The sequence below is a fragment of the Streptomyces triticisoli genome, from assembly GCF_003270085.1.
GTDB lineage: Bacteria > Actinomycetota > Actinomycetes > Streptomycetales > Streptomycetaceae > Streptomyces > Streptomyces triticisoli.
Window position 1 is genome coordinate 21,461 of sequence record NZ_QFDQ01000072.1, and the last position, 21,773, is coordinate 43,233.

At 72.4% G+C, this 21,773-nt stretch carries 19 protein-coding genes and 1 pseudogene; 11 read left to right on the plus strand and 9 right to left on the minus strand.

What is annotated here, in order from left to right:
* Nucleotides 1-74: 74 nt before the first annotated feature.
* Nucleotides 75-1,460: a cystathionine beta-synthase gene (locus DEP02_RS12990; RefSeq protein ID WP_112467476.1), complete on the minus strand. Its 1,386-nt coding sequence runs from the start codon at nt 1,458-1,460 to the stop codon at nt 75-77.
* 161 nt (nt 1,461-1,621) lie between these two features.
* Between DEP02_RS12990 and DEP02_RS12995 the strand changes: the two genes are divergently transcribed.
* Nucleotides 1,622-2,668 carry an SGNH/GDSL hydrolase family protein gene (locus tag DEP02_RS12995; protein ID WP_198668417.1) on the plus strand — a complete coding sequence of 349 codons (1,047 nt, stop codon included), beginning with the start codon at nt 1,622-1,624 and terminating at the stop codon, nt 2,666-2,668.
* Nucleotides 2,669-2,766: 98 nt separating this feature from the next.
* Nucleotides 2,767-3,369 carry a hypothetical protein gene (locus tag DEP02_RS13000; RefSeq protein WP_112467477.1) on the plus strand — a complete coding sequence of 201 codons (603 nt, stop codon included), beginning with the start codon at nt 2,767-2,769 and terminating at the stop codon, nt 3,367-3,369.
* A 21-nt stretch (nt 3,370-3,390) separates the two neighbouring features.
* Here the strand turns inward: DEP02_RS13000 and DEP02_RS13005 are convergent, their stop codons facing one another.
* The 5 genes from DEP02_RS13005 to DEP02_RS13025 all read right to left on the minus strand — a co-directional run bounded on the left by DEP02_RS13005 (nt 3,391) and on the right by DEP02_RS13025 (nt 7,092).
* Nucleotides 3,391-3,765, minus strand: a complete 375-nt coding sequence (locus DEP02_RS13005; protein ID WP_112467478.1) for a roadblock/LC7 domain-containing protein — start codon at nt 3,763-3,765, stop codon at nt 3,391-3,393.
* Nucleotides 3,766-3,784: 19 nt separating this feature from the next.
* The gene (locus DEP02_RS13010) at nt 3,785-4,288 is read right to left on the minus strand and encodes a roadblock/LC7 domain-containing protein (protein ID WP_112467479.1); all 504 of its coding nucleotides are present in this window, start codon (nt 4,286-4,288) and stop codon (nt 3,785-3,787) included.
* Between the two features lie 13 nt (nt 4,289-4,301).
* Complete coding sequence (locus DEP02_RS13015) at nt 4,302-5,135, minus strand: MarR family transcriptional regulator (RefSeq protein ID WP_112467480.1); 834 nt, start codon at nt 5,133-5,135, stop codon at nt 4,302-4,304.
* Nucleotides 5,132-5,524: a hypothetical protein gene (locus tag DEP02_RS13020; RefSeq protein WP_112467481.1), complete on the minus strand. Its 393-nt coding sequence runs from the start codon at nt 5,522-5,524 to the stop codon at nt 5,132-5,134. The genes DEP02_RS13015 and DEP02_RS13020 overlap by 4 nt, the downstream gene beginning before the upstream one ends.
* Nucleotides 5,525-5,694: 170 nt before the next feature.
* A complete protein-coding gene (locus DEP02_RS13025; protein WP_112467505.1) occupies nt 5,695-7,092 on the minus strand; it encodes a type III PLP-dependent enzyme domain-containing protein in 1,398 nt (465 codons plus the stop codon).
* 219 nt (nt 7,093-7,311) lie between these two features.
* Here DEP02_RS13025 and hutU point away from each other — a divergent pair, with 219 nt between their 5' ends.
* Genes hutU through hutI form a run of 4 tightly spaced genes read left to right on the plus strand, consistent with a single transcriptional unit; the run spans nt 7,312 to nt 12,822 of the window.
* On the plus strand, nt 7,312-8,976 hold the full coding sequence (gene hutU, locus DEP02_RS13030; protein ID WP_112467482.1) for a urocanate hydratase: 1,665 nt from the start codon (nt 7,312-7,314) through the stop codon (nt 8,974-8,976).
* A gap of 59 nt (nt 8,977-9,035) precedes the next feature.
* Nucleotides 9,036-10,238 carry an allantoate amidohydrolase gene (locus DEP02_RS13035; protein WP_112467506.1) on the plus strand — a complete coding sequence of 401 codons (1,203 nt, stop codon included), beginning with the start codon at nt 9,036-9,038 and terminating at the stop codon, nt 10,236-10,238.
* A complete protein-coding gene (locus DEP02_RS13040) occupies nt 10,235-11,623 on the plus strand; it encodes a formimidoylglutamate deiminase (RefSeq protein ID WP_112467483.1) in 1,389 nt (462 codons plus the stop codon). The genes DEP02_RS13035 and DEP02_RS13040 overlap by 4 nt, the downstream gene beginning before the upstream one ends.
* A 26-nt stretch (nt 11,624-11,649) precedes the next feature.
* Entirely contained in the window at nt 11,650-12,822 is a 1,173-nt protein-coding gene (gene hutI / locus DEP02_RS13045; RefSeq protein ID WP_112467484.1) for an imidazolonepropionase, read from the plus strand.
* 26 nt (nt 12,823-12,848) lie between these two features.
* On the opposite strand, the gene DEP02_RS13050 is transcribed toward hutI, so the two are convergent.
* Both DEP02_RS13050 and DEP02_RS13055 read right to left on the minus strand, forming a co-directional pair.
* Nucleotides 12,849-14,402, minus strand: a complete 1,554-nt coding sequence (locus DEP02_RS13050) for an RICIN domain-containing protein (RefSeq protein WP_112467485.1) — start codon at nt 14,400-14,402, stop codon at nt 12,849-12,851.
* 264 nt (nt 14,403-14,666) lie between these two features.
* A complete protein-coding gene (locus DEP02_RS13055; protein ID WP_112467507.1) occupies nt 14,667-15,605 on the minus strand; it encodes an RNA polymerase sigma factor SigF in 939 nt (312 codons plus the stop codon).
* Nucleotides 15,606-15,856: 251 nt separating this feature from the next.
* Here DEP02_RS13055 and DEP02_RS13060 point away from each other — a divergent pair, with 251 nt between their 5' ends.
* Both DEP02_RS13060 and DEP02_RS13065 read left to right on the plus strand, forming a co-directional pair.
* Entirely contained in the window at nt 15,857-16,234 is a 378-nt protein-coding gene (locus tag DEP02_RS13060; RefSeq protein WP_112467508.1) for an STAS domain-containing protein, read from the plus strand.
* 256 nt (nt 16,235-16,490) lie between these two features.
* Nucleotides 16,491-17,039, plus strand: a complete 549-nt coding sequence (locus tag DEP02_RS13065) for an ATP-binding protein (RefSeq protein ID WP_112467486.1) — start codon at nt 16,491-16,493, stop codon at nt 17,037-17,039.
* A 111-nt stretch (nt 17,040-17,150) separates the two neighbouring features.
* Here DEP02_RS13065 and DEP02_RS13070 read toward each other — a convergent pair whose 3' ends face one another.
* Complete coding sequence (locus DEP02_RS13070; protein WP_112467487.1) at nt 17,151-18,689, minus strand: peptide MFS transporter; 1,539 nt, start codon at nt 18,687-18,689, stop codon at nt 17,151-17,153.
* A gap of 516 nt (nt 18,690-19,205) precedes the next feature.
* On the opposite strand from DEP02_RS13070, the gene DEP02_RS13075 reads away from it, so the two are divergent.
* The 3 genes and pseudogenes from DEP02_RS13075 to DEP02_RS13085 form a co-directional block, all read left to right on the plus strand.
* The gene (locus DEP02_RS13075; protein ID WP_112467488.1) at nt 19,206-19,883 is read left to right on the plus strand and encodes a response regulator transcription factor; all 678 of its coding nucleotides are present in this window, start codon (nt 19,206-19,208) and stop codon (nt 19,881-19,883) included.
* A gap of 53 nt (nt 19,884-19,936) precedes the next feature.
* The gene (locus DEP02_RS13080) at nt 19,937-21,208 is read left to right on the plus strand and encodes a sensor histidine kinase (protein ID WP_112467489.1); all 1,272 of its coding nucleotides are present in this window, start codon (nt 19,937-19,939) and stop codon (nt 21,206-21,208) included.
* Nucleotides 21,209-21,246: 38 nt separating this feature from the next.
* A pseudogene (locus DEP02_RS13085) lies at nt 21,247-21,699 on the plus strand (GNAT family N-acetyltransferase); the annotation flags it as partial.
* Between the last annotated feature and the right edge of the window lie 74 nt (nt 21,700-21,773).

The following is a 21,773-nucleotide window of genomic DNA, read 5'->3' on the forward strand; positions in this document are numbered from 1 at the left end:
CCTCGTACCACTGCCACGAGGTGACGGACACTGCGGCGGGGGAACGGCGGCGGGGGAACGGCGGCGCCCCCGGGTCACTGCTCCGTGCGCGCCATGTAGGCCAGCAGGTCCTGGCGGGTCACGACCCCCGTCGGCTTGCCCTCGACCAGCACGATCGCCGCGTCCGCACCGCCCAGGAGCGCCATCAGATCGGCGACCGGCTCACCGGAACCCACCTGGGGCAGCGGGGGCGACATGTGCTTCTCCAGCGGGTCGGTGAGCGAGGCACGCTGGGCGAACAGCGCGTCGAGCAGGTCCCGCTCGACGATGGATCCGACCACCTCGGCCGCCATGACGTCGGGGTGTCCCGCGCCCGGCTTGACGACCGGCATCTGGGAGACGCCGTACTCCCGCAGCACCTCGATGGCCTGGCCGACCGTCTCCTCCGGGTGCATGTGGACCAGCTGGGGGATGGCGCCTTCCTTGTGCTTCAGCACGTCCCCGACGCGGGCGTTCGGCCCCGTCTCCTCCAGGAACCCGTAGGACGCCAGCCACTCGTCGTTGAAGATCTTCGACAGGTACCCGCGCCCGCTGTCCGGCAGCAGTACCACCACGACGTCGTCCGGGCCGAGCCGCTCGGCGACCCGGAGGGCGGCGACGACCGCCATGCCGCAGGAGCCGCCGACCAGGAGACCCTCCTCCTTGGCCAGGCGGCGGGTCATCTGGAAGGAGTCCTTGTCGGACACGGCGACGATCTCGTCGGCCACGGTCCGGTCGTAGGCGGTCGGCCAGAAGTCCTCGCCGACGCCCTCGACGAGGTACGGCCGGCCGGAGCCGCCGGAGTACACCGAGCCCTCGGGGTCGGCGCCGATCACCTTGACCCTGCCGTCGCTGGCCTCCTTCAGGTAGCGGCCGGTGCCGGAGATGGTGCCGCCGGTGCCGACGCCGGCCACGAAGTGGGTGATCTTCCCCTCGGTCTGCTCCCACAGCTCGGGACCGGTGGAGTGGTAGTGCGACAGCGGGTTGTTCGGGTTCGAGTACTGGTCGGGCTTCCAGGCGCCCGGCGTCTCCTGCACCAGCCGGTCGGAGACGTTGTAGTACGAGTCCGGGTGCTCGGGCTCGACGGCCGTCGGGCACACGACCACTTCCGCGCCGTACGCGCGCAGCACGCTGATCTTGTCGGTGGAGACCTTGTCCGGGCACACGAAGATGCACTTGTAGCCCTTCTGCTGGGCCACGATGGCGAGTCCCACACCGGTGTTCCCGCTGGTGGGCTCGACGATCGTCCCGCCGGGCTCGAGCTCCCCGCTCCGCTCGGCCGCCTCGATCATCCGCAGGGCGATGCGGTCCTTCACGGACCCGCCCGGGTTGAAGTACTCGACCTTGGCCAGGACGGTCGCCTTGATCCCCTTGGTGACGCTGTTGAGCCGCACCAGCGGGGTGTTGCCGACGAGGCTGATCATCGAGTCGTGGAATTGCACCGTTGTCTCCGGTTGCTGCAAAAGGTGTGGTCGTAGTGGTTCCGCCAGCGTAGGCCAGGGGAGCGGTGCCGGGGACGGACGTTCACTCCCTGTCGAGATTGGACCACCCTCCGTACGGGGCAAGGAGTGGGTGTACGGCTATGCGGGAGGTGGCGGCGGGCATGACGAGCATGTCGAGGGCGAGAGTGGCCCGGCGGATCGCGGCCGGTGCCGCGTACGGGGGCGGCGGGCTCGGCCTGGTCGGCGCGGCCGCCGTCGGTCTGCTGCTGGCCGAGGTGCAGATGGCCAAGCGACACGTGGGCAACGGCACGGACAGTCACGTGCCGTTCGCGGACGGCCTGTACGGCCAGGTGTACGACATCCCCGGCGAGCCGCCGCTGAGACTGGTCATGCTCGGTGACTCCACGGCCGCGGGCCAGGGCGTCCACCGGGTCGGGCAGACTCCGAGCGCGCTGCTGGCGTCGGGGCTCGCGGCGGTGGCGGAGCGTCCGGTGCGGCTGCGGAACGTCGCCGTGCCCGGTGCGCAGTCCGACGACCTGGACCGGCAGGTGGCGCTGGTGCTGGCCGATCCGACGCAGGTCCCGGACATCTGCGTGATCATGGTCGGCGCGAACGACGTGACCCACCGGATGCCGCCGACCCGCTCGGTGCGGTACCTGTCGGCGGCGGTACGGCGGCTGCGTACGGCGGGGGCGGAGGTCGTCGTGGGCACCTGTCCCGACCTGGGCACGATCGAGCCGGTCCAGCAGCCGCTGCGGTGGCTGGCCCGGCGGGCCTCACGGCAGCTGGCGGCGGCGCAGACGATCGGGGTGGTGGAGCAGGGGGGTCGGACCGTGTCGCTGGGCGACCTGCTGGGCCCGGAGTTCGAGGCGAACCCGCGGGAGCTGTTCGGGCCGGACAACTACCACCCTTCCGCCGAGGGGTACGCCACGGCGGCGATGGCGGTGCTGCCGACGGTGTGCGCGGCGCTGGGGCTGTGGCCGGCGGAGGAGGAACGTCCGGACGCGTCGCGGCGCGAGGGCTTCCTGCCGGTGGCCCGTGCGGCGGCGGAGGCGGCGGCGGAGGCGGGTACGGAGGTCACGGCCGCCATGCCCACCGGGCCACGGGGGCCGTGGGTACTGCTCAAGCGGCGCCGGCGGAGGAGGGTGCCGGAGCCTCAGCCCGTCCCTTCCAGACTGTCCGGGGAGCCCTCCTGCTCGGAGAGCTAGGGGCGGATCCCCTTGTGGGGCGCTCTCAGATTCGTCTCACGAACGCCCGCTACCCTGCCCGCACTGACGGGTGTGCCGGGACGACGAGGAGGCAGCGCGTGGCACGCGGAGGTCGAGCGGGTCGTGGAGGCCAGGGCCTGGCCCGGGTGGCCGTCGTGGTACGGGCCGGGGCGGCGCCGCTGTGGTGGCTCGGGGTGTTCGCGGCGGGCATCGGAGTGCTGGTGCCGGGGCTGACCGGGCGCCGGATCGGCGTTCTGGCGGGGGCCGCGCTGTTTCTGGTGACGGTGGCCGTCGCGGCCTGCGTACGGCGCCGGCGGTATCAGGCGCTCGCTCACGGAGCGTCCCGCGCGGGACGGCAGGACGTGCTCCAGGACCGGGCGGTCAGTGTCCGGGTCTGGCGCCGGGGGCACCGCTGGTGGCTGCTCCTGGCGTTCGTGGCCGCGCTGGGCAGCTCCTTCGCCCTGCCGGCGGCCGGCGGCATGCTGCTGGCCGGTGCCGGCGCGGGGCTGTGGCTGAAGGCCGCCTGGATCGGCCGGCTGGAGCAGTCCGGGGACGCCCTGCTGTGGGTGCGCGTCGACTGGCTCGGCAAGCGCGGCGGACGCCCCGCGGGCAAGGCGGTCCGCGCCTACCGCACCACGGGCCTCGCGGCGGGCGACGCGGCCCCGGGCGGGGCACGCCGCCGCACCGCGGCGCTCGTGTGACGTCCCGGCGGGGACGGCGGTTCAGACCTCCAGGTCCTCCTCGATCCTCTTCAGCTGGTGGCGGGCCATCGCCAGGTTGGCCCGCTTGGCGTCGAGGACGAGGTAGAGGAACAGGCCGTTGCCGCCGCGCCCGCTGATCAGGCGGATCAGGTGGTACTGGTCGGACAGGGTGATCAGGATGTCCTCGATCTGCCCCTTGAGGCCGAGGTGTTCCATGGTGCGCATCTTGGCCCGGATGACGTCGGTGTTGCCTGCGGCGGCGACGTTCAGGTCGAAGCTCTTGCTGCCGCCCATCGTGCCCAGTGCCATGCCGCTGGTGTAGTCGACGAGCGCGACGCCGGTCGCACCCTCGATGGAGGCGAGCGCTTCTTTCAGGCAGGTCTCGGTGTTGGCCATGACGGCTCTCCTTGTTCTCTCAACTTTCGGTGGTGGTACGCGCGTTGGTGGCAGTGCTGCGTGGTGCGCGCGTGGTTCTGGTCCGTGCGGTGCCGGTCCTGGTGGCCGGTTTCTCGGACTTCGCGGGCGCCTTGCCGGGGGGCTTGGCCGCCGCTTCGGCGTCGACCAGTTCCCCGATGCGGGCTCCCGCCCTGCGGCCCTCCAGGTGGAGGCGGCCGACGTTGACGCGGTCCTGGGCGAGCAGGGTCAGCACCGCGGTGCTGCCCGCCGCGTAGGTCGCGACATAGCCGTGGACGCCCCGCACGAGCAGTTCGCGCAGATCGCCCTGGCCGGTGGCGTCCGCCATGCGTACGGCGACGCCGAGCGCGGCCGCGGTGAGTGCCGCCACGCTCTCCGGCTCCACGCCCGGGGTGTCGTGGGCCAGGACGAGGCCGTCGACACTCGCGGCGAGGGCGCCGGTGAGCTGGGGAACGCGGGCTCTCAACCGGCGTAGTTCGTCCAGGATTTCCGGCTCGGCCGCCATCCGGTGTCTCCTCTCAAAGGGCCTCCAGCGCATCCCTGAGCCTCTTCAGCAGCGTGATGTGGGGGTCGGTGGTGTACGCCAACTGCTCGGTGAGCGTGGGTGTCGGTCCGCCGTCGGCCGGCCCGGGAGCGTCCCGCGGCGCGACGAGCCCGGCGGCCGCCAGGCGCCGTACGTCCACCAGGGTGTGGAACGCCTGCCGGCCCAGCTCCCGGGCCAGGTCGGGGGCCGTGCGGACGCCGTCGATCCGCTCCAGGAGCGTGTGCTGACGGGGTGTGAGCTTCGGTGCGGCGGTGGCGTACGTCCGCACCAGCGGGGCGCTGTCCGGCCTGGCGTCGGGCCAGATGCGCCGCAGCAGCTCACGCCGGCGCAGGGTCTCGCGCTCCAGGTCGGCCACCGGGACCGGCAGGACGGGGCCGAGCCGGTGGGCGATGCCGTAGCGGAAGCGGCCCGGGGTGCTGCTCGGGGCGAGCGCGAAGTAGGCGGCGTCGTACAGGGCGCCCAGGTGGCACAGCTCCAGGGCGCCCTCGGTCAGATGGCCGCCGTCCAGCAGCAGGTGGGCCGCGCCGTGCCGGTCGTCGGCCCGGGCCACGGCGTCCCGCCACACCTCGGCCTCCAGCGTGCCGTGGGCGGTCAGCAGCAGGTCCAGGCCGGGCGTCAGGGGGCTCTCGGCGTGCGCCACGCGGCCCTCGGCGAGGTAGAGCGTGCCGCGTTCGCGGACCAGGACGCCGGTGGCGTGTTCGGCGGCGAGCCGGGTCAGCATCGGTGAGACGCCGCCCCAGGACCCGTCGGTGGCCGCCGGCTTGCCGCGCACCGGCAGCCGGGGCGGCGGGGTGTCGACCACGGTCATCCCAGCACCAGCCGCTCGGCCATCTCGCCCAGGCGTATGCGGGCCAGGGCGAGGTTGCCCTCCGTACGGGTCAGCCACAGGTGCAGGAACACGCTGCTGTCGAAGGACGTGTCCACGAACCGCAGCAGGTGGTAGCTGTCGCGGTTGCTGACGATCAGGTCCTCGACCGGGGGCCGCTCGCCGTCGGGGTCCTCGGCGGAGGCGAACGCCCCGTGCTCGGCGGCCAGCCGGGCCAGTTCGGCGGCCTCCGCCGCCGTGGTCTCGTGGTCGCTGCCCGGGGACTCCCCGACGGTGCCCAGGGCAAGCCCGCTCGTCCAGTCGACCAGCGCGGCGCCTCTCGCACCGGGCAGTCGCATGGCTTCCAGGAGGCACTCGTCGATTCCGGGCACCGTTGTTCCCCTCCCGCCTGGGGTTTCGGCTGAGTGGTGGAGACGCTACGCACGGTGTGTGGCGACGGCGGGGGTTACGGCATTTTCCGGTGGAACATGCGATCGGGGGACTAGTGTGGGTCGACTGACCCGGTTTTCCCACCAGTTGCGCCGGGTGCGCTCGGCGTACCTCAAGCGCGCTCGGGTGCGCGCAGGGTGGTGAGCGCCGGCGCGTGTTCCCCTCCCGCCTCCGCCACGATTTCCCGGACCGTCTGCGGCTCGCGCACGGTCGCGAAGGCGATCCCTCCCGAGCCGTCCGGGGCGAAGCCGTAAATTCCGGTCCGGGGCAGGGAGTTGTAGGCGTAGTGGTGCGCGAAGAAGTAGGCGCCGGTGTCCAGTGCCGCCACGTGGTCGCCCGGTTCGAGCGGGGCGAGGGCGCGGCCTTCGGCGAGCAGGTCGCCGGCGAAGCAGGCGGGCCCGGCGACGTCCTGCACCACCTCGGGCCCCGCCTTGGGCCGTCCCTTCGCGTCGTACGCGGCGAGGCGCAGCGGCCACGCCCCCGGCGCGTACACCGTGCGCGTCGCGACCTGCACGCCCGCGTGGGTCACGGCGACCGGCCGCCCACCGGCGCTCTTGGTGTACTCCACCCGGGCCACCACCGTGCCCTGCTTGGCCAGCAGCGACCGCCCGAACTCGGTCACCAGCCCGTACCGCCCGTCGAACAGCCCCGGCACCACCTCGCCCAGCAGTCGCGCGTACCGCGCGTACGTCGGCGCGGTCGCCTCCGAGCCGAAGTTCACCGGCAGCCCGCCGCCGATGTCGAGGGTGTCGATCTGCCGCCGCCCCACGCGCGCGTTGATCTCCTCCGCGAGCGCGTACGTCTGCGCCACGCCCTGTGCCATCAGGGGGAGCGGGATGCCCTGGGACCCGGTGTGGGCGTGCAGCCTGGTCAGCCAGGGGCGGTCCAGATACGCCCGTACGACCCACTCGCGCGCGCCCTCGTCGCGCAGCCCCACCCCGAACTTCGAGGTCGCCGTGGCCGTCGACAGCGCCTCGATGGAACCCCCGCCGACCTGCGGATTCACCCGGATCCCCAGTGGTGAGCGAGGGGCGGCGGACCCCGTGAGGGCGTCGATGCGGGCCAGCTCCTGAGGGTTGTCCGCGTTGACGGCGACGCCCAGCTCCAGCGCCTCGCGCAGCTCGGCCGGGGTCTTGGCGGGGGAGTCCAGGACGGTGCGGGCGGATGGCACCCCCGCCGCCCGTGCCAGCGCCAGCTCGCCCGGGCTCGCCACCTCGGCGCCCATGCCCTCCTCGTGCAGCAGCCGGAGCACGGGCACGAGCGGGGTCGCCTTGACCGCGAAGGCGTGCAGCACCGGGGTGCCCGGCGCCGCCACCGCCTCGAACGCCGCCCGGAGCGCTGCCGCCGACTCCCGGATGCCGGTGACGTCGAGCAGGCCCACGATGGGGGAGCCGGGCCCGAGCAGCCCCTGGTCCACCGCGGCCCGCACCGCCGCGTCCCGCCGGACGGCCCGCTCGTGGTCCCTGTGGTCCCTGTGGTCCCTGTGGTCCTCGCGGCCCTTGTCGTCCATGCAGTCCATGCAGTCCATGCCGTCGTCCCCCGTCTCCGCTGCCGTCCCGGTCGCCGTCCCTGTAGTCCTGTCGCTGCCTGCCGTCATGCGTCCAGCGAAACACCCGGGGTGCGTCCGTGTCGGCAGGCGGCGACATATTGACTAGCTCTATTCATCAGTCCAGGATGTGAATAACGACAGCAACAGATCCGCTGGGAGCAATCCACTAGGAGGCAGACCATGTCAGGACCCCGCGCCGTACGGGCACCGCGCGGTACGGAACTGAGCGCCCTGGGATGGCAGCAGGAAGCCGCCCTGCGGATGCTCCAGAACAACCTGGACCCCGAGGTCGCCGAACACCCCGACAAGCTCGTCGTCTACGGCGGCACCGGCAAGGCCGCCCGCGACTGGCGCTCCTTCGACGCCATGGTCCACACGCTGAAGACCCTCAAGGCCGACGAGACCATGCTCGTCCAGTCCGGCCGTCCCGTCGGCGTCATGCAGACCCACGAGTGGGCCCCGCGCGTGCTCCTCGCCAACTCCAACCTCGTCGGCGACTGGGCCAACTGGGAGGAGTTCCGCCGCCTGGAGGCCCTCGGCCTGACCATGTACGGCCAGATGACCGCCGGCTCCTGGATCTACATCGGCACCCAGGGCATCCTCCAGGGCACCTACGAGACCTTCGCCGCCGTCGCCGCGAAGAAGTTCGGCGGCTCGCTCGCCGGGACCATCACCCTGACCGCCGGCCTCGGCGGCATGGGCGGCGCCCAGCCGCTCGCGGTGACCATGAACGACGGCGTGGCCATCTGCGTCGACTGCGACCCGCGCGCCATCGAGCGCCGCATCGAGCACCGGTACCTGGACGTCAGGGCCGACTCCCTCGACCACGCCCTCCAGTTGGCCGTCGAGGCCCGTGACGCCCGCCGTCCGCTGTCCATCGGCGTCCTCGGCAACGCCGCCGAACTCGTCCCGCAGCTGCTCGCCATGGGCGCGCCCATCGACATCGTCACCGACCAGACCTCCGCCCACGACCCGCTGTCGTACCTGCCGCTCGGCGTCGACTTCGAGGACATGGCCGAGGCCGCCGCCAAGGACCCGGCCGGGTTCACCACCCGGGCCCGCGAGTCCATGGCCAGGCACGTCGAGGCGATGGTCGGCTTCCTGGATGCCGGCGCCGAGGTCTTCGACTACGGCAACTCCATCCGCGGCGAGGCGCAACTGGCCGGGTACGACCGGGCGTTCGCCTTCCCCGGCTTCGTCCCCGCCTACATCCGGCCGCTGTTCTGCGAGGGCAAGGGCCCGTTCCGCTGGGCCGCGCTGTCGGGTGAGGCCTCCGACATCGCCAGGACCGACAAGGCGATCCTGGAGCTGTTCCCCGAGAACGAGTCCCTGGCCCGCTGGATCAGGTTGGCGGGCGAGCGCGTCCACTTCCAGGGCCTGCCCGCGCGCATCTGCTGGCTCGGCTACGGCGAGCGCGACAAGGCCGGCGAGCGGTTCAACGACATGGTCGCGAGCGGCGAGCTGCGAGCGCCGGTCGTCATCGGCCGCGACCACCTCGACTGCGGGTCCGTCGCCTCTCCCTACCGGGAGACCGAGGCCATGCTCGACGGGTCCGACGCGATCGCCGACTGGCCGCTGCTGAACGCCATGGTCAACGTGGCGTCGGGGGCATCGTGGGTGTCCATCCACCACGGCGGTGGGGTCGGCATGGGCCGGTCGATCCACGCCGGGCAGGTGACGGTGGCCGACGGTACGGCGCTGGCCGGCGAGAAGATCCGCCGGGTGCTCACCAACGACCCCGGGATGGGCGTGATCCGGCACGTCGATGCCGGGTACGACCTCGCGGAGTCGGTGGCGGGGGAGCGGGGAGTACGGGTGCCCATGCGTGAGGGGGACGACAGGTGACCCAGCTCTCTGGTGAGGGTCACAAGCCCGTGGCGGGCGGCGGCGGTTCCTTCCACGAGATGTGGCGGGAACTCGCTCCCGTCGGGCGGCACACGGAGTCCGGCGGCTACCGCCGGTTCGCGTGGACGGCCGCCGATGCCGAATGCCGGGCCTGGTTCGAGGAGCAGGCCCGGGCCCGCGGACTGGCGTACGAGGTCGACCGCAACGGGAACCAGTGGGCCTGGCTCGGGGACCCCGCCCAGGGGGACGCCGTGGTCACCGGGTCGCACCTCGACTCCGTGCCCGACGGCGGAGCCTTCGACGGGCCCCTGGGAGTCGTGTCCGCCTTCGCCGCCCTCGACGAGTTGCGGAGCAGGAACGCGCGGTTCACCCGGCCGCTCGCCGTCGTCAACTTCGGGGACGAGGAGGGCGCCCGGTTCGGGCTCGCCTGTGTCGGATCGCGGCTGACCGCCGGGCAGCTCACCGTCGAGCAGGCGCACCGGCTCACCGACGGCGACGGGATCACGCTGCCCCGGGCCATGGAGGCCGCCGGGTACGACCCCGATGCCATCGGGCCGGACCCGGAGCGCCTCGCCCGCATCGGAGCCTTCGTCGAACTGCACGTCGAGCAGGGACGCGCCCTCGACCTCACCGGGGACGCCGTCGGCGTGGCCAGTGCGATCTGGCCGCACGGGCGGTGGCGGTTCGACTTCCGGGGCGAGGCCAACCATGCCGGCACCACCCGGCTGGCCGACCGGCGCGACCCGATGCTGTCGTACGCCGAGACGGTGCTCGCCGCCCGGAGCGAGGCCGCGCTCGCCGGTGCCGTCGCCACCTTCGGCAAGATCGCCGTGGAGCCGAACGGCGTCAACGCGATCCCCTCCCTGGTGCGCGGCTGGCTCGACTCCCGCGCCGCCGACCAGCAGACCCTCGACACCGTGGTCACCGGCATCGAGAAGGCGGCCCGCGAGTACGCCACGGCGCACGGCGTCGACCTGGACGTGGTGCGCGAGTCCTTCACGCCCGTCGTGGAGTTCGACCACGCCCTGCGGGACGAACTGGCCCGCATCCTGGGCAAGGACACCGGCCTGACGGTGCCCGTTCTCGGCACGGGCGCGGGACACGACGCCGGAATCCTGTCCGGGAGCATCCCCACCGCCATGCTGTTCGTGCGCAACCCCACCGGTGTCTCGCACTCCCCGGCCGAGTTCGCGAACGAGGACGACTGCCTGGCCGGGGTGCGCGCACTCGTCGACGTACTGGAAGGGCTGGCCTGCACATGACCCCCACCCGGCAGACGCGGACGTACTGGCTGGAGCAGGCCTGGCTCGGCACCCTCCCCCAAGCTCTCGACGGCGCTCGAGCAGGGGGGACCCCCATCGAGCCGGGCGTGGCGCTCGACGTGCGCGACGGCCGCATCGCGGCCGTCCGCACCGGCGTGCCCACCCCGCCGCCGGGGGCCGAACCCCTCCGAGGACTGACGATCCCCGGTCTCGCCAACGCGCACAGCCACGCCTTCCACCGGGCCCTGCGCGGCACCGTCCAGGTCGGTTCCGGAACTTTCTGGACCTGGCGCGAGGTCATGTACGCCACCGCCGACCGGCTCACCCCGGAGAACTACCACGCGCTGGCCCGCGCGGTGTACGCCGAGATGGCGCTGGCCGGCATCACGGCCGTCGGCGAGTTCCACTACGTCCACCACGCGCCGGGCGGCTCCCGGTACGCCGACCCGAACGCGATGGGCGAGGCCCTGATCGAGGCCGCCGCCGAGGCCGGCATCCGCATCACCCTCCTCGACACCTGTTATCTGTCCTCCGGCTTCGGGCAGCCGCCCGACACCCACCAGCTCCGCTTCTCCGACGGGGCGGCCGAGGCCTGGGCCGAACGCTGTTCAGTTCTCAAGGAACGGGATCACGCACGGATCGGTGCCGCCGTGCACTCCGTACGGGCCGTGCCCGCACGGGAGTTGGCGACGGTCGTGCGGTGGGCCGAGGAGCGGCGGGCCCCGCTCCATGTGCACCTGTCGGAGCAGACCGCCGAGAACGACGCCTGCCAGGCGGCCCACGGGTGCACCCCCACCCGGCTGCTGGCCGACCACGGCGTCCTCGGCCCGCGCACGACCGGCGTGCACAACACCCACCTCACCGACGAGGACATCGCCCTCATCGGCCGCTCCGGCACCGGCACCTGCATGTGCCCGACCACCGAGCGGGACCTGGCCGACGGCATCGGACCCGCCCCGGCCCTGCAGCGCGCCGGCTCCCCGCTGTCCCTCGGCTCCGACAGCCACGCCGTCATCGACCTGCTCGAAGAGGCCCGCGCGATGGAGCTGAACGAGCGGCTGCGCACCCGCGCCCGCGGCCACTGGACGGCCGCCGCCCTGCTGCGGGCCGCCACCGCCGACGGGCACGCGGCCCTCGGCTGGAGCGACGCGGGCAGCCTCACCGCCGACGCCCTCGCCGACTTCACGACGATCGCGCTGGACTCGGTCAGAACAGCGGGGACGCTGCCCAGGCTCGGCGCCGAGACGGCCGTATTCGCGGCGACGGCAGCGGACGTACGCCATACGGTCGTGGGCGGCCGTCACGTCGTACGGGACGGCGCCCACACCCTCGTACCCGATGTGCCGTCAGCGCTGGCGGACGCCGTCGAAGCCCTGCGCGGCTGAACCCCACCGTCAACGCCGAGGACACCATGAGCAGCACCGTCATCACCAACATCGCCACGCTGGTCACCAACGACCCCTCCTCAGGTGACAGTTCTCCTCTCGGACTGGTCCGGGACGCGGCCGTCGTCATCGACGGCGACCGCATCGCGTGGACCGGTGAATCCAGGAAAGCACCCGCCACTGACAATCGGGTCGACGCCGGCGGCCGGACGGTGATCCCGGGCTTCGTCGACTCCCACTCCCACCTGGTCTTCGCGGGCGACCGCACCGAGGAGTTCAACGCCCGCATGTCCGGCCGGGCCTACAGCGCGGGCGGCATCCGCACCACGGTCGCCGCCACCCGCGCCGCCACCGACGCGGAACTGGAGGCCAACCTCACCCGTTACCTCGCCGAGGCCCTGCGCCAGGGCACGACCACGTTCGAGACGAAGTCCGGGTACGGGCTGACCGTCGCCGACGAGGCCCGCGCCCTGCGCATCGCCGCCCGCCACACCGACGAGGTCACCTACCTCGGCGCGCACATCGTCTCCCCCGACTACGCCGAGGACCCGGCGGCGTACGTCGAGCTGGTCACCGGCGAGATGCTCGAGGCCTGCGCTCCGTACGCCCGCTGGATCGACGTGTTCTGCGAGAAGGGCGCCTTCGACGGCGACCAGGCCCGCGCGATCCTCACCGCGGGCAGGGCCAGGGGTCTGCACCCGCGCGTCCACGCCAACCAGCTCACCCACGGCCCCGGCGTCCAGCTCGCCGTCGAGCTCGACGCGGCCAGCGCCGACCACTGCACCCACCTGACGGACGCGGACGTCGACGCCCTGGCGAGCGGCGACACGGTCGCCACGCTGCTGCCCGGCGCCGAGTTCTCCACCCGCGCCACGTGGCCCGACGCCCGGCGCCTCCTGGACGCCGGTGTCACGGTCGCGCTGTCCACCGACTGCAACCCGGGCTCGTCCTTCACGTCCTCGGTGCCGTTCTGCATCGCGCTCGCCGTGCGGGACATGGGCATGACGCCCGACGAGGCGGTCTGGGCGGCGACGGCCGGCGGAGCGAGGGCCCTGCGCCGCGACGACGTGGGCCGACTGGCCCCCGGCGCCCGTGCCGACCTCGCCGTCCTCGACGCGCCCAGCCACGTCCACCTGGCCTACCGCCCGGGCGTCCCCCTGGTCACCCAGGTCTGGCGGAAGGGGACGCGCGAGGTCTGATCAGGCGCACGCGTCCCCGCCCGAGGTCAGGCGTCCCCCGCCCGCCACCGCTGTGTCGTGCTCCCGGTCAGCGGGGTGAGGGAGAGGTCGCCGTCGGCGTTCGGGGCGAGGCCGGTCGCGAGGGCGACGGCCGGGCGGATCACGCCGTCCGGGTCGACGGTGAATGTCAGGTTCCGGCCGTTCCTGCCCTCCACCGAGGAACACGTCCAGATGCCGACCCCCTTCTCCACGGAGCCGCGGCTGTCGAGGCAGAAGTCGGGGTCGGCCGCCGACTGCAGCACCCCGCGGTAGGAGTCGACGCGCCAGCGCTGGGTGGCCGCGGACCCGCACGGGGCGGTGACGACGTCCGTGCCGTTGTCGAAGTCACCGGCCACGTCCAGGCAGCGGCCCGTGGCGACGTTCACCACCTGGGCGTAGGCCGCGCCCGGCGGGTACGTGGGCGTGTGGGTGGGGGTGGGATCCGGCTTCGGAGGCGCCGTCCTGGAGGGGCTCGGCGTCGGCTTGGGCGAGGGCGGACGGGAGGTCGCGGAGGGGGAGGGCGGGGGCGGGGTCACCGGCACGGTCGCGGTCACCGTGACCTCCACCGGCGGAGCGGGCGCGGGCGCGGCGCCCGCCGCGTGCTGGTCCTGGAGGTCGCCGCCAGGGGTGACCAGGAACAGCAGCAGCGGTGCGAGGGCCACGCCGAGCGCCGCCGAGGCCAGCGCGTAGCGGCGGGAGGGCGACCAGGCGGCAGCCCGCGCGCGGGGGCCCGGACGCGGTTCGGCCGGCCGCCGGGTGACGTAGGCGGTGCCGCCCCAGGGGAGCAGGCCCTCGGCCAGCGCGGTGCGCGGGTGGTCGCGCAGGGCGGACTGCTCCTCGAAGGCGGCCGTGCAGTGGCCGCAGTGCGCCATGTGGGTGTGCAGGTCGGAGCTGGGACGGGGGTGGTCGGGCCGTACCGCCTCCTCGATGAGCCGGCGGAAGTCGCCGCAGCGCGGGTCGTCGGAGGCGGCGAGGCGGGACCGCAGGGAGGCCTGGGCCATCGCCTTGAGCGCCTGCGGGACGCCGTACGCCACGTCCTGGCGGCCGACGCCGAGGAACGTGGCGGTCCGGTCCTCGGGCTCCTGCTCTACGGCCCCGTACCAGAGCAGGCCCTGGGTACGGGTCGGCAGCGACTGGAAGGCGGTGAGCAGGGGCGGTACGGGGCCCTCGGGGCCGGCCGTGTTCAGGACCAGCAGGAGCCCGGTGTCCACGCCGCCGGACCGCTCGTCGCGTGCCCAGGCGGCGGCCAGCCGGGTGGTCAGCAGCAGTAAGTGCGGTCGGACCGGGACGCCGGGGTCCACGCCGCGTGCCGTCTCGCGGGCGGCGAGGGTGAACGCCTGTGCGGCGATCTGCCGTGCGGTCGACTCGCTCGTGGTGCACTGCCGGGCGTAGGCGAGGACGGAGGGGAGGTGGCGGGCGCGCAGTTCCCGCAGCGCCGGATAGACGGTCGGTGTGTCGGCGCCCAGCAGCCCGGTGAGCCGCATGTCGGACACTCCCTCGTGCGGTCCGCCGTCCGCGTCCCCGGTCTCGACGCCTTTGTCGGTACCGTCGGCCCGAGCCATGCACCCGCCTCCTCGCACCCCGGCGCCCATCTCGGCAGCGTCGCCGGACTCCTGACGTACCAGCCAGTTTGGGGGTGACCATAGTGGTGCAAGGAAGCCCGTGGGGAAAGACGTTTCCCGGGGTAACCAGTGGGGCGCCGACGGCTTTTCGGTGAATGCCCTGGACTGCGTGGAGACGACGGCCCGGGGTGAGGGCGGGGAGAGCTGGAACGCGGCCCGCCCGGCGCCGCTTCCGACACCGGACGGAGGCGTCCTGTCACCCCGTCACTCCTCGAGCGTCAGCCCCTTGCGCAGCCGGCCGAGCGTTCGCGACAGCAGCCGCGAGACGTGCATCTGCGAGATGCCGAGCTCCTCGCCGATCTCCGACTGGGTCATGTTGGCCACGAACCGCAGGGACAGGATCTTCCGGTCCCGGGAGGGCAGTTCGGCGATCAGCGGCTTCAACGACTCGACGTACTCGATGCCTTCGAGCCCGTGGTCCTCGTAGCCGATGCGGTCCGCCAGGGCGCCCTCGGAGTCGTTCTCCTCGGGCTGTGCGTCCAGCGAGGAGGCGGTGTACGCGTTCGAGGCGGCCATGCCCTCGACCACCTCGTCCCTGGACAGCCCGAGGTGTTCGGCGAGTTCGGTCGCCGTCGGCGCGCGGTCGAGCCGCTGGGCCAGTTCGTCACCGGCCTTGGCGAGGTCCAGGCGCAGCTCCTGCAGCCGGCGCGGAACGCGCACGGACCACGAGGTGTCGCGGAAGAAGCGCTTGATCTCGCCGATGATGGTGGGCATCGCGAACGTGGGGAACTCGACGCCACGGGAGAGTTCGAAGCGGTCGATCGCCTTGATCAGGCCGATGGTGCCGACCTGGATGATGTCCTCCATCGGCTCGCTGCGGGAGCGGAAGCGGGAGGCGGCGAACTTGACCAGCGCGAGGTTGAGTTCGACGAGAGTGTTGCGGACGTACGAGTATTCGTGGGTGCCTTCCTCGAGGGACTCCAGCCGCTCGAAGAGGGTTCTGGACAACGCGCGGGCGTCGTCCGGGGCCACTTCGTCGTACGGGGGTATGTCCGGAAGTCCGGCCAGTCCGGTCAGTGGGGCCAGTGGGGCCTGATCGGCTCGCTCGGCGCGTACGTCGTGAAGCTCGATGGGATCCGGGTGCTCCTTCGGGGGTGCCGACGTCGCCCTCTGGGTATGCGATGCGTCGAGCCGGGGTGACATGGTGTCCTCCATCGTTTTCGGCATATGGCTGCCGAAGCCAGTGCGTGCACTGCGGTGTGCGGCGCCTCCAAAGCCGGCCGTGTCGGGTACGGGTCTCTACTAGCCCTACCCGCTTTCCCAACACCGCCGCAAGTGCGTTACGTGCGGGTATGTCCGTTTGTGTGCGGTTGTCAGGTGTCGAAGTGGCGATGGAAGCAGTAGTGTTCGAGGGCGTCAGGCATCGGACCAAGACCCTGGGAGAGAGAGACGGCATGGACCGCGGGACGGTCGGCAGCGCACAGTCGGGCCGGCTTCTGGTGGAGGTGCGGCAGGAGGGCTCCAGTGCCGTCGTGACTCCGGCGGGCGAGCTGGATCACCACACGGCCGACCTGCTGCGCGAACCGCTTGAGGAGTGCCTCGCCAAGGGGCGTTCACGACTGGTGGTGGACTGTTCACGCCTGGAGTTCTGCGACTCCACGGGGCTGAACGTGCTGCTGGGCGCGCGGCTGAAGGCGGAGGCGGCCGGGGGTGGTGTGCATCTCGCCGGGATGCTGCCGGTGGTGGCTCGTGTGTTCGAGATCACGGGAGCCGATGCGGTCTTCAGCGTGCACGACACGTTGGAGGACGCTCTGGCCGACGAGGCCGGCTGAGCCGGCCACCGGACCGTCGACGTGTCCTTTCCGAACTCCCGCGCCCGGCGCGCACCGGGCGTCATGCCCCACGGGCCGAAAACGGGGGTGTTCCACCGGATCGGTCGGGCAGGAGACAACCTGAGTGGGCCGGCCGCCCGCACGGGATCCGGCGACCGGGGTTCCGGCGTGTGTGCGGACGTACTGAACCGTGTACGTGCGAAGTGACTGGTGACTTTTGAATCGTGAACTGGTGAATCGGTGAGGTGAAGCGCTGATGAGCACCACCCGGCCTTACTCGCCGGGCGACCGCGGCCCGGAGCCCAGCGGCGCTTCCGGGGCGTCCGAGGGGGGCGTACCGGCGGGAGGGGCGTCCACAGGGGGTGCGACGGCCGTGCCGGCGGTTCCGTCGGGGAGTCGCCAGATCCGCAGGCTGAGCTTCGACGGCCAGAGCGGCGTCGTGCCGCTCGCCCGCGACTTCGCCCGTCAGGCGCTGTACGAGTGGGGCTGGCTGCCCGCCGCGACCGCCGACCAGCGGGCCGCCGCCGAGGACGTGCTCCTCGTCGTCTCCGAGCTGGTCACCAACGCCTGTCTGCACGCCGAGGGCCCCGACCACCTGGAGATCACCTGTGACAACAAGGTGATCCACATCGAGGTCTCCGACCGGGGCACCGGCCAGCCCGCCCCGCGCACCCCGCACCGCGCCGGCCGCCCCGGCGGCCACGGCATGTTCATCGTCCAGCGACTGTGCCTGGACTGGGGGGTCGTACGCACCCCGGGCGTCACGGGCAAGAGAGTGTGGGCCGAGCTGGGGGCGCCCGCCTGAGCCGGCCGGGGGCGCCGCGCCCGAGGATGCCGAAGGGCCACCGCACCCGAGGATGCGGTGGCCCTTCGGCGTGTCAGCCGTGCCGGCCGGCCAGGCCGTGCCGGCCAGGGCTCAGCGCACGTCGCCCATCAGGGACTTGACCTTCCGGCGGTACATGTAGATCGCGAAGCCGGCGAGGGCGGCGAGGGCGGCCTCCACGGCGACCGCTCCCGTACCGCTGAGGTCGACCCCGGCCACGGCGGGGTTGGACAGCAGACTGGTGACGGAGTCGCCCGCGGTGACCGCGAGGAACCACACGCCCATCATCTGGCTGGCGTACTTCGCCGGGGCCATCTTGGTCGTCACCGACAGGCCGACCGGGGAGAGGCACAGCTCACCGACGGTCTGGATCAGGTAGATGCCCACCAGCCACATCGGGCTGACAACGGCGTCGCCCGTGGCCATGCCCAGCGGCAGCAGGAAGAAGAAGAACGAGACGCCGACGAAGAACAGGGCGGCCGCGAACTTCGCGACGGTGCTCGGCTCCTTGCCCTTGCGGTTCAGCCACAGCCAGAACCAGGCGAAGACCGGGGCCAGGGCCATGATGAACACCGGGTTCAGCGACTGGTACCAGGAGGACGGGAAGGTGAAGCCCAGCAGCGAGCCGGAGGTCCTGGTCTCACCGAACGCCTGGACCGTGGAACCGCCCTGGTCGTAGATCATCCAGAAGACGGCGGCCGCGACGAAGAACCAGATGTAGCCGGTCATCCTGGACTGCTCGGCGTCCGACAGCTCCTTGTCCCGCTTGATGCGCAGCAGGACACCGGCCGGGATGACCAGACCGATCACGGTGAGCGGGATCATCGCCCAGTTCAGGGTGAAGTGACCGGTGAAGCCGACGATGCCGTAGAAGACGGCGGCGACGGCGAGCCAGGTCAGACCCCTGCGCAGCCAGGAGGCGCGCTCCGCGGCGTCCAGCGGCTCGGGTACGACGCTGCTCTGCGGGGCCAGGTTCCGGGTGCCGATGAGGAAGGCCGCGAGGCCGATCGCCATGCCCACGGCGGCGAGGCCGAAGCCCAGGTGCCAGCTGACCTGCTGACCGATGGTGCCGATGACCAGCGGGGCGAAGAAGGCACCCATGTTGATGCCCATGTAGAAGATCGTGAAGCCACCGTCGCGGCGCGGGTCGTCCGGGCCGTCGTAGAGGTGGCCGACCATGGTGGAGATGTTGGCCTTCAGCAGGCCGGAGCCGAGCGCGACCAGCGCCAGACCCGCGAAGAAGGGCGTCTGTCCGCCGGGCAGTGCCAGCACCGCGTGACCCGCCATGATCGTGATCGCGGCGATCGTCACCGTCCTGCGGGGACCCCAGAGGCGGTCGCCCAGCCACCCGCCGGGCATGGCGAGCAGGTACACCATCGACATGTAGACGGAGTAGATCGCGGTGGTGGTGGCCAGATCCATGCCGAGCCCGCCGCCCATGCTCCCCTTCTTGGCGTCGGGGCCGCCGGAGAGGAGGTAGACGACGAGAAGGGCGCGCATGCCGTAGAAGCTGAAGCGCTCCCACATCTCGGTCATGAAGAGAGTGGCCAGGCCGCGGGGGTGGCCGAAGAAGGTCTTCTCGGAGCCGGGGGTGCCCGGGTGGACCGAGTCCTTCGTCAGGCTGGACGCCATGGTCGTTCCTTGCTGGTCGGGACGCGCTTCGATCAGCGGACACGCGCCCGGTGTGGGGGGCGGCCGGCACCGGCGGGGCCGGGGTCCACCCCACGCCCAGGGGAGCCCGCTCCGGATCACGGAGCGGCGGACGACGGCCACCGGGATCCACGCCTCTGCCCGTGTCGACACGCGTAGAGGCCCGGCCCTAGGTCATTTCTTTCCGGGCCGGCCGGGGCCGGCCCGCGCACAAAAAGGACCTTCGGCGTCGAGATGAGCGCCAAAGGTCCGCTGCGTGCTACAGGCGTTCAACTCACCATACGGCAGGACAGTGCCGGATATGGAAGGACTTGAGATGCGGATCACAGGGGGCCGGGGAACCCTGCCCGGCCTTTCCAAGGTCCATGCGGAGTCCCCTCAAGGGTCACACTTCCCGGCCATTGGTCTGTACCACTGGACGGGAAGGTGGGAAGCCCGCGCGACGATCACGCTGCAGGACCACCCCGGCAGACGGCGCCGGCGGACTACCATCGGTTCATGACCCGTGTACTGCTCGCCGAGGACGACGCGTCCATCTCGGAGCCGCTGGCCCGCGCACTGCGCCGGGAAGGTTACGAGGTCGAGGTGCGTGAGGACGGACCCGCCGCGCTCGACGCCGGAACGCAGGGCGGTGTCGACCTGGTCGTGCTGGATCTCGGGCTGCCCGGCATGGACGGCCTGGAGGTCGCCCGCCGGCTGCGCTCCGACGGCCACACGGTGCCCATTCTGATCCTGACCGCGCGCGCCGACGAGGTGGACACCGTCGTCGGTCTCGACGCGGGCGCCGACGACTACGTCACCAAGCCCTTCCGGCTCGCCGAACTGCTCGCCCGTGTCCGGGCCCTGCTGCGGCGCGGCGCCACCGAGCCGCAGCAGCCGCCCGCCACGCACGGGGTGCGCATCGACGTCGACTCCCACCGCGCCTGGATGGGCGACGAGGAGCTGCAGCTCACCGCCAAGGAGTTCGACCTGCTCCGGGTGCTGGTGCGGGACGCGGGGCGGGTCGTCACCCGCGACCAGCTGATGCGCGAGGTCTGGGACACCACCTGGTGGTCGTCGACCAAGACCCTCGACATGCACATCTCCTGGCTGCGCAAGAAGCTCGGCGACGACGCGGCGAACCCCCGTTACATCGCGACCGTACGCGGCGTCGGCTTCCGCTTCGAGAAGAGCTGAGCCCCGCCGGGAGCCGAGCCCCACCGCCAGGGCCTTCGTCAGGTAATGAGGACATGCGCCGTCGACTGATCCAGTCCACGCTCGCCGTGGTGCTCGTCGTGATCGCCGTCTTCGGCCTCTCCCTGGTGATCGTCGAGACCCGCACGATCAGCAACAGCGCCCAGGAACGGGTCGACTCCGAGGCGGTCAGGCTGGCCAGCATCGTCGACAGCCGGCTGCTCGGCTCGGAGACCGTCAACGCGGAGGTCCTGCGCGACCAGGTGGCCGGCGAGCAGTACGCCGTGATCGGCATTCCCGGGCAGCGGCCCATCGAGGTCGGCAGCAAACCGTCCGGCGACGTGATCCACTCCACGGCCAGGGGCGAGCAGGGCGAGACCGTCCGGGTGGAGGAGTCCCGCTCCTCGGTGACCCGCGAGGTCGGCCGTACGCTGCTGATCATCGGCCTGGTCGCGCTGCTCACGGTGGTGGCCGCGGTGCTGCTCGCGGTCCGCCAGGCCAACCGGCTCGCCTCCCCGCTGACCGACCTCGCCGAGACCGCCGAACGCCTCGGCTCCGGCGATCCGCGCCCCCGCCACAAGCGCTACGGCGTCCCCGAGCTGGACCGGGTCGCGGACGTGCTCGACAATTCCGCCGAGCGCATCGCCCGGATGCTGACCGCCGAGCGGCGCCTGGCCGCCGACGCCTCCCACCAGCTGCGTACGCCGCTGACCGCGCTGTCCATGCGCCTGGAGGAGATCACCCTCACCGACGACCCGGACACCGTGAAGGAGGAGGCGAACGTCGCCCTCACCCAGGTCGAGCGGCTGACCGACGTGGTGGACCGTCTGCTGACCAACGCCCGCGACCCGCGCAACGGCTCCGCCGTCTCCTTCGACCTCGACGAGGTCATCCAGCAGCAGATCGCCGAGTGGCGCCCCGCCTACCGCAGCGTCGGCCGCGCCATCGTCAGCTCCGGAAAGCAGCACCTGCGGGCGGTGGGCACGCCGGGCGCGGTCGCCCAGGTGCTGGCCGCGCTGATCGAGAACTCCCTCATGCACGGAGGCGGCACGGTCGCGCTGCGCACCCGCGTGACCGGAAACCAGGCGGTCGTGGAGGTCACCGACGAGGGCACCGGCGTCCCCGCCGACCTGGGCGCCCGAATCTTCGAGCGCACGATCAGCGGCCGCAACTCCACCGGCATCGGCCTCGCCGTCGCCCGCGACCTCGCCGAGGCCGACGGCGGCCGCCTGGAACTCCTCCAGGCCCAGCCCCCGGTCTTCGGTCTGTTCCTCTCCCGCACCCCGCCGCCGAAGAAGCAGACGGAGCGGCAGCCGACGGTACGCTGACCCGCGCGCACCGACGACGAACGGGGGGGGGGGACGGCATGAGCGAGCACACCTCGGCCGACGAGGAGCCGGCGACCGCCCGGCTGTCCCTGCGGCGCCCGACGCCGGACGACGTCGACGCCATCCTCGCGATCCACAGCGACCCCGCGGCGTGCGCCCACAACCCTTCCGACGCCCTCACCGAGCGGACGGAGGCCGAGCAGCTCTACCAGCGCTGGGACGACCAGTGGCGGCGCCACGGCTACGGATACTGGGTGGTCCGGCACCGTGGTTCGGCCCGCACGCTGGGCTTCTGCGGGGTCAAGCCCATGGACCTGGCGGGTCTGCGGACCCTCAACCTCTTCTACCGCTTCGACCCCGCCACCTGGGGCCGGGGCCTGGCCGGCGAGGCCGCGACGGCGGTCGTGACCTGGGCGGACCGGCGGGTGCCGCGGCTCCCCGTGGTCGCCCGGATCCGTCCGGCCAACACCGCTTCCCAGCGCGTGGCGCTCCGGGCCGGCCTGGTCCGGGCCGCGCACCTCGACGGCCCCGGTGAGGACGGCCTCGACTGGATCTTCGCGACGAA

Excerpts from the sequence above, each read along its gene's own strand:
- DEP02_RS12995 (WP_198668417.1), top strand. The coding sequence starts at position 1,622 with ATGACGAGCATGTCGAGGGCGAGAGTGGCCCGGCGGATCGCGGCCGGT.
- DEP02_RS13060 (WP_112467508.1), top strand. The coding sequence starts at position 15,857 with ATGGACCGCGGGACGGTCGGCAGCGCACAGTCGGGCCGGCTTCTGGTG.
- DEP02_RS13025 (WP_112467505.1), bottom strand. The coding sequence starts at position 7,092 with ATGGACGACAAGGGCCGCGAGGACCACAGGGACCACAGGGACCACAGG.
- DEP02_RS13040 (WP_112467483.1), top strand. The coding sequence starts at position 10,235 with ATGACCCCCACCCGGCAGACGCGGACGTACTGGCTGGAGCAGGCCTGG.
- DEP02_RS13075 (WP_112467488.1), top strand. The coding sequence starts at position 19,206 with ATGACCCGTGTACTGCTCGCCGAGGACGACGCGTCCATCTCGGAGCCG.
- DEP02_RS13035 (WP_112467506.1), top strand. The coding sequence starts at position 9,036 with ATGTGGCGGGAACTCGCTCCCGTCGGGCGGCACACGGAGTCCGGCGGC.
- DEP02_RS13065 (WP_112467486.1), top strand. The coding sequence starts at position 16,491 with ATGAGCACCACCCGGCCTTACTCGCCGGGCGACCGCGGCCCGGAGCCC.
- DEP02_RS13055 (WP_112467507.1), bottom strand. The coding sequence starts at position 15,605 with ATGTCACCCCGGCTCGACGCATCGCATACCCAGAGGGCGACGTCGGCA.
- DEP02_RS13070 (WP_112467487.1), bottom strand. The coding sequence starts at position 18,689 with ATGGCGTCCAGCCTGACGAAGGACTCGGTCCACCCGGGCACCCCCGGC.
- DEP02_RS13080 (WP_112467489.1), top strand. The coding sequence starts at position 19,937 with ATGCGCCGTCGACTGATCCAGTCCACGCTCGCCGTGGTGCTCGTCGTG.
- DEP02_RS13015 (WP_112467480.1), bottom strand. The coding sequence starts at position 5,135 with ATGACCGTGGTCGACACCCCGCCGCCCCGGCTGCCGGTGCGCGGCAAG.
- DEP02_RS13050 (WP_112467485.1), bottom strand. The coding sequence starts at position 14,402 with ATGGCTCGGGCCGACGGTACCGACAAAGGCGTCGAGACCGGGGACGCG.
- hutU (WP_112467482.1), top strand. The coding sequence starts at position 7,312 with ATGTCAGGACCCCGCGCCGTACGGGCACCGCGCGGTACGGAACTGAGC.
- DEP02_RS13005 (WP_112467478.1), bottom strand. The coding sequence starts at position 3,765 with ATGGCCAACACCGAGACCTGCCTGAAAGAAGCGCTCGCCTCCATCGAG.
- hutI (WP_112467484.1), top strand. The coding sequence starts at position 11,650 with ATGAGCAGCACCGTCATCACCAACATCGCCACGCTGGTCACCAACGAC.
- DEP02_RS13010 (WP_112467479.1), bottom strand. The coding sequence starts at position 4,288 with ATGGCGGCCGAGCCGGAAATCCTGGACGAACTACGCCGGTTGAGAGCC.